The sequence below is a fragment of the Vibrio mexicanus genome, from assembly GCF_001012815.1.
Taxonomy (GTDB): Bacteria; Pseudomonadota; Gammaproteobacteria; order Enterobacterales; family Vibrionaceae; genus Vibrio; species Vibrio mexicanus.
Genome location: NZ_JYJP01000084.1, coordinates 1 through 12522 on the forward strand (window position 1 = coordinate 1; position 12522 = coordinate 12522).

Sequence of the window (12522 nt, forward strand, 5' to 3'; positions counted from 1 at the left end):
AAAATTTCTTTCGCAAGACATTCCGTCTTACACCTAACTGAGTGAAGCCTTGTGGCGTCTGCCCTGTCTGTGGACGCGCATTATAGACAGGTCCTTTAACTACGCAAGCGAAAATTGCACTTTTTTTAAAGAAAACGCGCCACATGAGCAAACTTTAATCAGGGTGTATTTTGCAACCAGATTGACAGCAGGATTTCAACAGCTTACCCACAATTACCTGTGGATAAGCATCAAAATTAGTTATCACTATCGAAGAAGTATGAGATTCGTGAACGAGGGTTTAGATACTCTTTCACTTTATCAGGAAGCTTATTAGGCAAGATTGCATTCACGATCTTAAGCTCTTTGTCAGCTAAGTCGATAATTGGCGCCTGAGTTCTTGGTACAGAGGGATCGTATATAAGGACATTCGGATACAGGATAGCTTTAGCGTTAACTGAAATAACCAAGCCAACCATTTGGTTCGAGAGTTGCACCACCGTACCTGGTGGGTAAACGCCCATAAACTTCACCAACAAGTTGAGGGTGTCGTTATCGTATAGCTCCTTACAATTCTTATATAAGTGAGACAACGCTACATATGGAATCTTTTGTTCACTGACTATATTGGGGTGGCATAAGTTATCGTAGGCATTGGCCACCGCCACGATTTGCGCCAGTTCATCAATCTCATCACCTTTCAGCCCATCGGGGTAACCTGAACCATCGTTAAGTTCATGGTGTTGAGCAATGACCGTTTTTGCTGTTTCAGGAAATGCCTCTATATTACCTGCGATATCTAAACCATATTTGGTGTGCAGTTTAAGGTAGTTCTTTTCCGGCTCTGTCAGTGGCGTTTTCTTTCTTACTATTGCAGTTGGCACTTTGATCTTACCGATATCATGAAATAGCGCAGCAAACGCAAGCTCTTTAATCCGGCTTGGTTCCAACCCTTTTGCTCGAGCAATCATCATTGAAATGACGGAAACGTTCAGTGAATGAAAGTAGATATCTTCAAACTCACTTTTACCGTTCATCAAGTGCAACGTGACATGATCATCGCTTAGCAGCTTACTAACGATGTTATCAACCAAGGCAGTTGCTTCATCGACTGCCTGCTCAGGCCGGTTGCGTATTTTATTCATTACCGCACGCATGCAGGCTAACGAGCGTTCGAATTCTTTTTCACAGTGGATGACGCGCCTGCGATAAGCACTCAGCTTTTCAATTCTTTGCTGCTTCTCTTCCCACAACTTTTTGGCTTCTGCGTCTAGTTCACTTTCTTGAGGAACATTATCTTCTGCTTTCGCCTCCTGTTGAGGTGGAAGTGGTTCAGCGTCACTCTGGGCAGGGTTGATGTAGACGTGCTTAATACCCAAATGGCGGATGATTTGGATCTGTTCTTGTGTTTTGACTTTAAAGCTATTGAATAGGAAAGGATGATCATTCCACTTCACAGGAAGTCGAATATGTAATCCCGGTTGAATCCTATCAACAGAAATTTTAATACTCGCCACGTTTTATATACGACTCTAATTAACAAATAACGCGATAAGTCTAGATGATCCAAGATCACAAATCATCACCCAGATTAATGAATGTGATATGAGAATCGTTTCTATTTAACTAAATCACAATTAAGTATCCAACGGATACCAAACTGGTCTTCTACTTTACCAAAACGCGCTCCCCAAAAAGCATCAGATAGCGGCATCATCACATGACCACCTTCAGATAGGCGCGCAAATACTTTCTCTTGCTCATCTAAATCATCAAATACCAACGCTAATGACATGTTATTGCCACTTCGTTCAGAGGCTAACACTCCATCTGACATCATTATCTTCATTCCGAATGCTTCAAACTCAGCGTGCATAATCCAGTCTGGATCCGCCCCCTCTATCATTTGAGGTGCATCTTTAAATCTCTGTTGCGAAGTCACTACGCCGCCAAAGCACTTATGATAGAAGTCTAGCGCTTGTGAACAGCGACCAGCGAAAAACAAATAAGGTGTCAGTTTATACATTCTAGCTCTCCATGTTATCTATCATTTAAAGATAGTTGATAAAGCTGTAAGGTGCTTGAAATGTATGAAATTTTATAGACGCAGAAAACAAAAAAACCTCACTATTACTAGGGAGGCTTTCTTAATCAGTCCAATAACCTATCTTCTATTAACTGCTATGGAAGATCTGCTCTGTTTCAAGGGATGTCATTGCTCTAACTTGTCGCCAGATATAATAGAAGATACCCATCATCATAATCATGCTTGGAATAGCAATGGCTGGGTAACTGTATAACGTCAGCTTACCCAACTCTTCATTGAAGGCAGCCGTGCCAGCAGGGCTGGTGACAATCCAAGTTGCAAGGAAGTAGTTCATTGCTGAAGAGAACGCAAAAGTGCTAGCGAAAAGGTAGTTGGATACGCTCAGGCAGCGCTCAAAAGCAGCCTCATTGCCTGTTTCTGCCAGACGCTGTTTGATTAGCTCGAGGTTCAGCACGGTATCGTTAAAGATAACCTTTTTAACCACTGGATATTTCGTAAAGCTTGAGATTAGAACAGCTAAGCCAATCAACCCTGGAATCAAGGCTTCTTTTAGCGCCAACCAACGAGTATCGAGTTCAAGTAATCCAATACCACCTGTTAATAACACGCTGACAAAGCCTAATGCTGCAATAAAGTTAAAACGTTTATTGCGGATCAACTCCATACCGCCGTATACAACTGGAAAGGCCAACGCCACAACAAGGGCCCAAACGGTTCCTAGGTGTTCTTCCCCACTGAACTTCATCAGAATAAATGAAGGAAGGAACACATTGAAAACGATCTCGAACAATGGGTTCGATTTTTTGTTTGTATTGTTACTCATAATAATCCAATTATAGGCGCTATCTGTTTATAAAGCTGATGTGGATTGTTCCCTGTATTAACCCTGCTGTAAAGAGCTATGGCTCCATGCTGTGTAACAACATACAACAATTCGTTCAGGTTCTCGCTCTTCAGGTGCCTTCATATCTTTAAGCCTTAAAGGATGCGATATCTTTCTTTCCTGATTCCCCCTCAGAATGAGGAAAGGCCGCTATTAAAGCGACCTTTCTATGTATGGTACCGGTGGCGAAGTTGATTGGACAGGCATTCCTGACGCTGCGCCGGATTTGAATTCACAAACTCCAGATACAACAAAGCCCCGACTTTCGTCGAGGCTTTATCATTTAAATATGGTACCGGTGGGCGGACTTGAACCGCCACGCCCGAAGGCAACGGATTTTGAATTCTCCACAAACGCTTGTATTTTCATGGAAAAGCTTGGATTTAAATGGATAAGAGCCACTTAAAAAAACCACTTTTGATGGACAGTGATAGACGACTGTAGATGCCTATCTTCACAGATATCACTCAAGCTTTTTAACTTGTGTGCGCTTGTATATCCATCTTGATAGATTTAGCCAGACCAGACAGGTCCCCATATATGGACTTGGCATTGATATTCATCTTTCTCAATACTGCATAAATACTTTGATACAAGTCGCAAGAAATAACAAACTTAAGCATTGGGGTAGCACAATAAACATCGGAAGACAGCAAATCTTCTATTTTCTGCTCTCTATTACCTGAAATTAAGAATGTTCCCGCTTGTCTGTCTATCCTTACATTCATTTCGATCGGTTCTGTAATCCAAACAATGTCATATGAGAATCGGTCAACAACATCATCAAAAATCTGATCTTGGCAGCCATTAATATCTCTACGCTGCTTAGTAAAACTCCCATCTTTCGCAGAAATATGTGAGATTGACGCATCTAAAACAGCGTGATAGTCCAAAGCATATATGGCTAAGTCTTTCTTACTCAACGGATCATAAGCCTCTAACGCAAAATATAATGCAATATAAGGACTTTCAGTAAAATCAATAAGCCTTGTAGGAGCACCGTAATGTTGCATTACCGACAACCATGCAAGCTTACTTTTGGGTTCGTGGTTTGTATTGTTGTAAATATGATACTTTGATTTAAATAGATTAAGGTAAAACTCCTCAACTTGTTTTACATGCCCATCCCACGAGGAGCCTAGTGCTCTCTCCAATGTTGACTCTAGTTTCCAAGATGAATCCGCATGCCCCGATATATATAGTGGTTGGGAAGTTCATTTAGAGCAGTTAACAATTCATCTATCGTACATATAGCCTTTTCTGTTATCACCCTCTGACCCTCGCATATTCTTCTTGAATCTGCTCTAAAATATCCCGATACGAGGAATCAACATTAACAACAACAGAAACCGCATCGCCTTTCATCTTGATTGGAATCACTTTGCTGCCATCTGACGGGATAATTCTAGCTGAAGCGGAGTTTGCCGTTGCAGCCGTCGACTTTGCGACACTCTCAACAACATCTTCATTTAAAGCTTCACCCTTGACTTCTAAAGCGCCTGTTTGAGCACCAATTTGCTGAGCATAAACAGCGAGAGGTCTCTGAAATAACTCATCTGCATCTACGGGGTTCGGTCCAGTAAACGTTGCTTTAAAGCTCTTAATAGCGTAGGCACCTCTGATCTTTTGAATAAAACCCTCTGGGTCAGGAATGAAGTTAACCTTAACCTCAACCCCGGTATGAATAACTGTTTCAGCTTTTTCAAACAACCCTCGAATCCTACGAGCAACTGTTTCTGCATCTGGAGCTAATTTGGATTTCTTTGCGATACCCAGTAAACCAATTCTGCAATCGAAAACCACTGTGGTATAAGGACTAGAATCATCGAGCTGATCTATAAAATTGCCACTTTCCTTATCAAACTTCTCCAATGTCGTTTTAGTTGTTCGCCCTATCGCGAAAGAACCTGTCATCTCATCAAAATATTCAACGTTCCCTAGGTGCCACTCACTCCCAGTAGACAACATTAACTCAGGTTTTTCGTTAATTGACTCCAGAAATATTTGAGAGGGAGAGAGATTAGGAATCAATAAAGACAACTGCGCTGGTTTTATAAACTTTACTCGATATAGATAATATTCTGTTCCAGCCACTGACCCACCATAATGGACTTAGTTATACCTAATCAGAGCATCTAATTTCATAATATTGAAAGCAAGTGTAAGCTTTCTAAAAAACGAGGAGCATCAACATAAATTTATGTTCTAAACACTTAACCAAAGGTTAAATCACAATTCGCGCTATACTGTCACCATTCGAGCCTCTCATTGGGAGATGGCGACATCAGCACAACGGTATCTTCAATGTCCTTCTCCTGATTGAGTAAATGCTGGATTGGTTGATGCTTTGCACTTTCCTTCTTAGCAAGTCGCTTTCTCATTGCACTCAACACCATTCGCCATTGTGCGGGAACGAACAACATCGGCCTAGAATCTTCGGTATGTGTAAGAGGCAATGGCAGCGTAATAGCCACACCGCCAGTAATCGACAATAAGTGACTCATGCATTCTCGGATAATATTGATATCATTTTTTCGACCACCTTTTGTTTCAGCAAGTACCGACTTAAGCTGAGTCGCTAGGTGTTTGGGTTTGAAGTTAAAGGTGCTCAGGATGAACACATTGGAGTCTTGTTCTTTTCCTTCCCTTATACTCATTGGTTCTAGATGTTCATGCGAGATTTTTTCTTTCACCTGTTGATGTAGTGCGTTCTTCAAATAGAAAAAACTCATTGATTCATCACAAGATTCATTCCAACGAAGTATCTCTCCAATCAAACAGTATGACTCATCTATTGTTACTGGGGCAGGTTCAAGTGTCGCTCCCCCTTTTCTTGATGACCGATAAACCAATCCACTGAGTTATGCTCATCAAGTACTCCCAAGGCAACCAAAATACCTTTTGCTCCCTCAGGCTCAATTCCAATACTGGACAAAAAGCGCAACAAATTCCAAGCATGCCTTGTCTCGATAAAGCTAGCCAGATCCTCTTTTGAAATAGTGCTGTGCGTCCATGACAAACTCGCCCCATCCATACTCCTAACATCTAAGACTTCTGTTGGTAGGACAAAGGTACAGGGTATGCAGCGACTCTGTTTTGAACAGGAATTAGGGAGTATAGCTTCAATAAAATCCAGTACGGATTGCATATCCTTGTTGGAAGACAGTGAATAGTAATGATTACTGTCATCTTCTAGTGATGCAACATGTTGCCATTTCACATCAAAGGTGTAGGTATCGCTATCAAGCTTTTCTTGACTCCACATTGGCGAAAATGATTTAGGTAAAGGCAACGCGTTATCTGGCAGTTTTCTGAGCGCCTTGGGAGTAAACTTTTGAGTTAACTCCTCCGCACTTAGGCTGTCCTTGATACCCAGAAGGTTTTGTATCAGCTCAATGAACTCTTGCTCACATCGAGCCTGTTTGAGTTTATCCAAATGCGTTTCAATTTTTGTCCCTCGAACCATTACCACTCATCTCACTGTGAAATAAGGAATAACCAACAAAAAGGGAGCCTTCGTTGATGTAATCCATTTTTTATTAGGAGGAACCCTTATGACAACACGTAAACAGATCAATCGAAAGCTCTTATTAGAATTTGACCTTGAAGGTAAGAAGCAAGTCGAAATTGTGGATGCCACAGTGCATTACTACCATGCCTTAGTTACCCCAACGAGTATCACTCACATTGCTAGAGTGGCATTCAATAAACGACGCTATTACAAAAAACTTGGCTCCTTTCCCACCATGCCAATCCCTACCGCTCGAAAGCTGGCGAATGAGTTCGCCCTTTCCATTCAAAGCGGAGAATACAACCCTCACGCCGAGATGGTTTTTGAGCACTACATTGAAACTCACTACCTACCTATGGTGCTGCAAAAAAACAGAACTGGAAAGGAGTCATGCAACAAATTCCGCAACACAATACTTCCAGCTTTGGGACGATATACACTCGGAGAATTTGAGCGTGAAGGACACCGTTTGATAGGAGGCTTTCTTACCAGAAAAGCTCAAAGTATTAAAGCAGCAACGCTTAATCGATATCACTCAGAGCTTAGCGGAGCGTTTCGTCATGCCATTGATTTAGGCTTTATACATCGAGATAAATCACCAATGGTTGGCATAAAAAAAAGAAAGGAAGATAACAAGGGCAAGAAAATCATGCCCGACAACCATCAACTAAAGGCTTTGATGGCATATTGCGCACAAGAACCGCATTACCAAGCGGCAGCAGATCTAATATTACTGCTTCTATACACTGGCCTTAGAGTCTCTGAAGCACTGTCATTAACCCAAGCTAACATTGCCAAGGATAGAAGCTCTTTTGTCCTCACCTGCAACAAATCAGATCGCCCTATTCGCCTGCCACTTAGCCATGACGCTAAAATCATTATTGAACGCAGACTGCAAAATACTTGGAATCACTACCTCTTTCCATCGGTGAGAAAAGATAAATGCCCTATGAAACCACCAAGATCCTACATGGATAAGCTCAAGAAGAAAGTAGGGCTAGCCGAATTTGGGTTTCACCACTGCCGAGCAATATTTAGTTCCTTGGCAGCAAAAGAGAGCTTACATACCGCATCCAAGCTTTTGAATCATGGTGATATCCATGTCACGACTCGCTACCTATATCCCACAGAGCAAGAGTTGCAAGCTACTACGGACTATGTGGCGAAGCAGCTTTCCTAGTCTATCAGTAACTCTCCAGTATCAGGGCCAATCTCTTTGCGAGATTGGCTGGTATCACTCCAACCTTTCACTGTGAAATTCCGATTAAGCCGTTTTTCTACTCGCCCATCTTCAACAATACACCTCCAAGTACATCACACTACGGAGAAACAAGATGGAAAATCATCAACCTCTTTTCTTAACCAAGCAAGAGCTAGCAAATCGCTGGAACGTATCGCTTTCATTCGTTAGCAAAGCTATTTCTTACAATCCTAGCAAATTACCCCCTTACCTCAAGATTGGAAGCGCTGTCCGCTTTCGTCTTCAGGATGTAACCGCCTTTGAACAAAACCAAACCACTAATAACGCTTAAGGTGAAAGTTATGACAAAAACCAACGATAACCAAGGTCGCCAGTCAACACGCACACTCGCCCTCGATACCATTACAGAACAGTATCCATTGGTGATTGATCAAAGAAATCGTGCCCTTATACAAAACGGCGCAGGAAGCTCATACGCTATGGAGGTTCAATCAGAAGATTTTTCGAAATGGGTTCGCCGTTTTATCCACAAAAATTTGGGTAATCTGATCAGCTCTCAAAATTTAAAAGATCTAACGGAGAGCTTAGCTGCACTTGCTCATATATCGGAAAATACCACCCACTCGTCTTGGCGTATTTACAAGACTGACAGTCAAGTGTGTATTGACCTCGGCGATGGAAAAATAGTTCATATAACCCCTGAGGGTTGGCATATCACTACCGAAGTTCAAGGTGTGTGCTTTCTACACTCTAAGCAAAAGCTGCCTTTACCAATGCCAACAGCGCATCCAGATATGGAGATATTAAGACCCTACCTAAATCTAGGAAGCGATGACCAATGGTGCTTACTTCTCACCTGTATTGTCGGAATGTTCATGGATTTGCCGAGCAAGCCTATCATCACCTTTACTGGGCCAGAAGGTTGCGCTAAGAGTACTCACTCGTCACTTATCCAAAAACTGATAGATCCAAATCCCGTAACACGACAACTTCCACCATCAACGCTTGATGAATTAGTGATGGCATCCATGAATACCAGTGTATTCTTGGTCGATAATGTTAGTAGTCTAAGTTCTAAAATCATGGATGCTTGCTGCGCCCTAAGTACAGGACTAGACATCCGAAAAAGACAACTCTACAGCGACTTTACTACCGTGACGCACACTGTTGACACCACTATGATCATCAATGGTATTAACCCCGAATTTGTCAAACAAAGCGATCTCGCTAGCCGTGTCGTCTCCTTTGAGCTTCCCGTAATAGGCGCTGAAAATCGCACCGCCGAATCGGATTATTGGGCGAGTTTTGAAGCGGATAAGCCCAAAATATTGGGCGCGCTATATAGCCTAATTAGCAAAGTACTTAAAGTTTACAAAGAGGTAGAGTTTACCCCTGTATCCCGTCTATCAGATTTTTGTAAGGTGGGTAATGCCTTGGAAAAAGTTTTGGAATGGCCTCAAGGTACTTTCGATTCTGCAATGAGCGATATGCATCGTAAACTCAAGCTTATCAGTCTGGATAGTGATGTATTGGGCCGAGCAGTGCTGGCTCTGATGAAAAAGCAAGAGAGTTGGGAAGGCAAGCCAACGGCACTATTGGAAAAACTATCGGTCTATGTTTCGACACAAGAGAAAAAATCGGCTAGTTGGCCCAAGACTCCAATCTCTCTCGGACACAAATTGAGGGCCTTGGAACCTGCATTGAATTCTCAGGGGATCATTATGACTACAGGTAAGTCGAATAGTCGTTATAGACGCTTAGAGCGAAAAGCAAATACATAAAAAATACCCTTTATTACTTGCACCAAACGCCTGCTTGGGCGTTTGGGCGATTTGGGCAAAAGATACTGATAATTATATTTATTTCTTCCGTTGACCATGTTTTATTTACACATCATTTCACCCTTTTGAGGAAAGGGTAATTTAATATATTCACTTCAAATTTCATTTCTAAAATCAAAAAACAATAAACCTATATTATCGCCCAGTTCGCCCAATCGCCCGACATTGAGCAAGAGTGATTTAAGAGTTAAGAAAGCCAACCTAGCAAAAGGTTGGCTTTTCTATCTTCGAGTTGTCAGCACAGATTACTCACTTCGGATTTGCTCCGCACGTTTCATCTGCTGAGCATCAAAGCGAATCGCCTCTTGTGCCCATTGTTCTGATGTCCAGTGCTCTTCACCTTCCACCAGCACAAAGCGTTGCTCACCCTCCGAGTCGGTGTATTCTGCCCCAAGAGGTAGGTTGGGTTTGCTCATGTTGCTAGCCCTTCTGGCCAGTCATGCGTCTAACGTACTTCACCATGCAAGGCTTACTGCAATAGCGCTTGCTCCCGCCTTTCACTTCAACACTCAGCCCATAGAGCGGCTTACCACAACCAGCACACTTAGGCTTGCTGTCATCCTTTTTGTCAAATAGTCCAAACATATGCGTTCCTTTTGTTGATGAAATTGAAATTGTAAAAAGGCTCCGCGACAGGTTGTGTCGCAGAGCCATGAGATTTGCTGTTTTTGCGATTAGGTTAATTCAGGTCATGCATTGGGTTTACAAAAGCGATGCGTGCTATAGCAAAACCACTGACCTTACTGGTTGAAACTAGGGAGAATATTTCCAACCTCGACACACCCTGTCAGGCAGGCTCACTAGACTAAGCGAGATGGAAAAGCACGATAAGTTAGGCAAACGACTGGGGATTATATTGACTCGCCTGAACACAGGGGAGCGATTATACGTGGCCGATTTATCAAGAGAATTTGGCGTATCAGAGCGCACGGTTCAACGTGACTTCAACAATCGCTTGAACTACCTCCCCATTGAACGAGAGGGGGCCAACTATTGGATTAAACCCTCCTTTCTTGGGCGGCTATCCAATACCGATATCAAGCGCATGTTGACCAATATGGGGGTAAGAGAGCTTTACCCTGACCTTAATGGTTTAGCCCTTAATGAGTTTAGTCATTGCGATTATCCTGCCATTCAGTTCTACCCGACGTTCAAAGCCTCAAAGGAAGTCGAGCAACACTTTAAGGTGTTGCTCAATGCGATTCATGCGCAAAGCATTGTGAAACTTCACTTCCTCCAATATGAAGTCATGATCGCTGAGCCGTATCAACTCATCCAACATCAAGGCGACTGGCGATTATTGGTCAGTATCAATAGCGCTCTCAAAACCTTTCAACTTAAAGCGATACAACATATCGAAATAACTGAACATCGCTATACACCTAACGCTGAGGTGTTAAGCGCTATCCAAGTGAGTTATGTCGACCAAAAGGACTCAACCAATCAGCCATTAGAAGCTGTGATATTGGCACAACATCCGATTGCTCATCACTTTAAAGAAACGTCACTGCTACCTGAGCAACACATTCTCAAAGAGCATCGCGATGGAGATTTGGTACTTTCAACCCAACTGCAATCCCCATTACAGCTAGCCCCACATATAGCCTACTGGTCACCCCATCTTGTCATCCTGTCGCCAACCTCATTACAAACCACTATTGACTATCACCAAGCCCTTCGACATACAGACGAGCCGAAGTGATGAGAAAAAACCCACTCTGAAGGCAACGGTTCTGTAATCGTTTTAGCTATGTGCTAGTCATTGATTTAAAGGGGGTAGTCAGCCCTTTAGTGTGTTCGGTTGATGAGATTTAAAGAGAGGTAACAAGAAAGGCAACCAGCGTGCTTCCTGTCCATAGGTGGGACTTTTTCTGGTCAATTTAGAGTAAGTGGCGTTAACCGTCAGCGGTTACTGTAATGTCAAACACCTCCATTTCTACATAGCTGATGAAGTTACCCTGCCAGATCTCGAACAACTCATACGAGTCTAAGGGAGAAAGCCAGCCTGATAGCATGGTGTAACACTGTTTCTCCTTCACGTTCCAATCGATGTCTTTGACCAGTTCAGCGTATGGGGAACCATCAAAGCAGAAATCGGTGATGTAGTCGAAGTGCCATTCATCACCCACTTGCTCTAGTCGGATTTCGACAGGATGGTAACCCCCTTTCTCTATGCTGTAGTGCGGGTCTTTAAAGTTGATAGTAACGTCTCGGTAGCAGTCCACATTTGTCAGGTGTGCTTCTACCTGCTCTTTAATCAGGGATACAAGCGACTCTGATATGGGTATATCACTGTCACTCAATGGATTAGCGACATTGCTGATGCTCATACTTAGCCTCCTTTTGGCTCTTGCTGTCTCCGCCTTACTTCCAATCATCACTATGCCACTAGCAATACAGGCTCCAAGCCTTTGCTGTGTCAGTTCTTGATATGTGGATTGAAATATTTGCCCAACACCAAAAAGTGATGATGTTGATACAAAGGGCGGTATGAATGATAGGTTGGTTAAGAAGTGAATTGCGCTAGCTGCTTGGCACTAAAGCCAGCAGCTTAGCTTTGTTGGCTTGGTAGTTGGCATCCAACTGGTGAAGGAACTGACTATTCTCACTTGGGGCGAGTAATCCCAACTGCTTACTACGCAGCACAGCAGCAAGAAATGAAGCGTTGTTACTGCTAGCCCCTTTGATGACTGTTTTAAGTACCGTAGATTTGAAGACGTTACCTTCTTGCTTGTCGAGCAGCTCAAGCAATGGAGTCACACCAATCCACTCCTTGGTATGAAGTCCACCACCGTCATTCCCCGTCATTCGGATATGTAAGGACTTGTCTTCATCCGAACACCCGATTTCAAAGAAGATATGTCCTTTGGTTTTTGGGCTTAACTTGGGAGCTTTGGCATCCTTAACTAGTAATGTGTACCCGATAGCATCAACATCCAAGCGAGATGGTTTTTCTGCTTGCTGCGAATCTGTCTTATCTTTCGGTTCAGTAGGCTTAGCCTTGGGCTCTACTGGTTTATCTTGTACGGTTTTTTTGCGGTTTGTACTGGTCATGGTCAT

16 protein-coding genes are annotated in these 12522 nt (G+C 42.8%); 5 read left to right on the top strand and 11 right to left on the bottom strand.

Annotation, left to right across the window (positions count from 1 at the left end):
- Positions 1–236 precede the first annotated feature (236 nt).
- The 3 genes from UA76_RS11720 to UA76_RS11730 form a co-directional block, all read right to left on the bottom strand.
- Entirely contained in the window at positions 237–1496 is a 1260-nt protein-coding gene (locus tag UA76_RS11720) for an HD-GYP domain-containing protein (protein WP_047046261.1), read from the bottom strand.
- A 101-nt stretch (positions 1497–1597) separates the two neighbouring features.
- Positions 1598–2005: a VOC family protein gene (locus UA76_RS11725; protein WP_047046265.1), complete on the bottom strand. Its 408-nt coding sequence runs from the start codon at positions 2003–2005 to the stop codon at positions 1598–1600.
- A 148-nt stretch (positions 2006–2153) separates the two neighbouring features.
- Positions 2154–2849, bottom strand: coding sequence for a VC0807 family protein (locus tag UA76_RS11730; RefSeq protein WP_047046268.1), 696 nt, complete (start codon positions 2847–2849; stop codon positions 2154–2156).
- A 229-nt stretch (positions 2850–3078) separates the two neighbouring features.
- Between UA76_RS11730 and UA76_RS11735 the strand changes: the two genes are divergently transcribed.
- On the top strand, positions 3079–3315 hold the full coding sequence (locus tag UA76_RS11735; protein WP_047046272.1) for a hypothetical protein: 237 nt from the start codon (positions 3079–3081) through the stop codon (positions 3313–3315).
- Positions 3316–3385: 70 nt separating this feature from the next.
- On the opposite strand, the gene UA76_RS11740 is transcribed toward UA76_RS11735, so the two are convergent.
- The 4 genes from UA76_RS11740 to UA76_RS11755 form a co-directional block, all read right to left on the bottom strand.
- Entirely contained in the window at positions 3386–4063 is a 678-nt protein-coding gene (locus UA76_RS11740) for an FRG domain-containing protein (protein ID WP_202906934.1), read from the bottom strand.
- Positions 4064–4175: 112 nt separating this feature from the next.
- On the bottom strand, positions 4176–5003 hold the full coding sequence (locus UA76_RS11745) for a hypothetical protein (RefSeq protein WP_045596342.1): 828 nt from the start codon (positions 5001–5003) through the stop codon (positions 4176–4178).
- 155 nt (positions 5004–5158) lie between these two features.
- Positions 5159–5626, bottom strand: a complete 468-nt coding sequence (locus tag UA76_RS11750; protein ID WP_157617621.1) for a hypothetical protein — start codon at positions 5624–5626, stop codon at positions 5159–5161.
- A gap of 80 nt (positions 5627–5706) precedes the next feature.
- Positions 5707–6375 carry a hypothetical protein gene (locus tag UA76_RS11755; protein WP_047046279.1) on the bottom strand — a complete coding sequence of 223 codons (669 nt, stop codon included), beginning with the start codon at positions 6373–6375 and terminating at the stop codon, positions 5707–5709.
- Positions 6376–6463: 88 nt separating this feature from the next.
- On the opposite strand from UA76_RS11755, the gene UA76_RS11760 reads away from it, so the two are divergent.
- The 3 genes from UA76_RS11760 to UA76_RS11770 all read left to right on the top strand — a co-directional run bounded on the left by UA76_RS11760 (position 6464) and on the right by UA76_RS11770 (position 9402).
- Positions 6464–7600 carry a tyrosine-type recombinase/integrase gene (locus UA76_RS11760; protein ID WP_047046282.1) on the top strand — a complete coding sequence of 379 codons (1137 nt, stop codon included), beginning with the start codon at positions 6464–6466 and terminating at the stop codon, positions 7598–7600.
- Between the two features lie 154 nt (positions 7601–7754).
- Positions 7755–7952, top strand: a complete 198-nt coding sequence (locus tag UA76_RS11765) for a helix-turn-helix transcriptional regulator (RefSeq protein ID WP_047046284.1) — start codon at positions 7755–7757, stop codon at positions 7950–7952.
- A 10-nt stretch (positions 7953–7962) separates the two neighbouring features.
- Positions 7963–9402: a hypothetical protein gene (locus UA76_RS11770; protein WP_047046287.1), complete on the top strand. Its 1440-nt coding sequence runs from the start codon at positions 7963–7965 to the stop codon at positions 9400–9402.
- A gap of 305 nt (positions 9403–9707) precedes the next feature.
- On the opposite strand, the gene UA76_RS23675 is transcribed toward UA76_RS11770, so the two are convergent.
- The gene (locus tag UA76_RS23675; protein ID WP_157617622.1) at positions 9708–9878 is read right to left on the bottom strand and encodes a hypothetical protein; all 171 of its coding nucleotides are present in this window, start codon (positions 9876–9878) and stop codon (positions 9708–9710) included.
- A 4-nt stretch (positions 9879–9882) separates the two neighbouring features.
- Positions 9883–10047, bottom strand: coding sequence for a hypothetical protein (locus UA76_RS23680; RefSeq protein WP_157617623.1), 165 nt, complete (start codon positions 10045–10047; stop codon positions 9883–9885).
- A gap of 229 nt (positions 10048–10276) precedes the next feature.
- Here UA76_RS23680 and UA76_RS11775 point away from each other — a divergent pair, with 229 nt between their 5' ends.
- Positions 10277–11164 carry a helix-turn-helix transcriptional regulator gene (locus UA76_RS11775; RefSeq protein ID WP_047046288.1) on the top strand — a complete coding sequence of 296 codons (888 nt, stop codon included), beginning with the start codon at positions 10277–10279 and terminating at the stop codon, positions 11162–11164.
- 193 nt (positions 11165–11357) lie between these two features.
- Here the strand turns inward: UA76_RS11775 and UA76_RS11780 are convergent, their stop codons facing one another.
- Positions 11358–11792, bottom strand: a complete 435-nt coding sequence (locus UA76_RS11780; protein WP_047046292.1) for a DUF2787 family protein — start codon at positions 11790–11792, stop codon at positions 11358–11360.
- A gap of 193 nt (positions 11793–11985) precedes the next feature.
- Positions 11986–12516, bottom strand: a complete 531-nt coding sequence (locus UA76_RS11785; protein ID WP_052772031.1) for a hypothetical protein — start codon at positions 12514–12516, stop codon at positions 11986–11988.
- Positions 12517–12522: the final 6 nt, after the last annotated feature.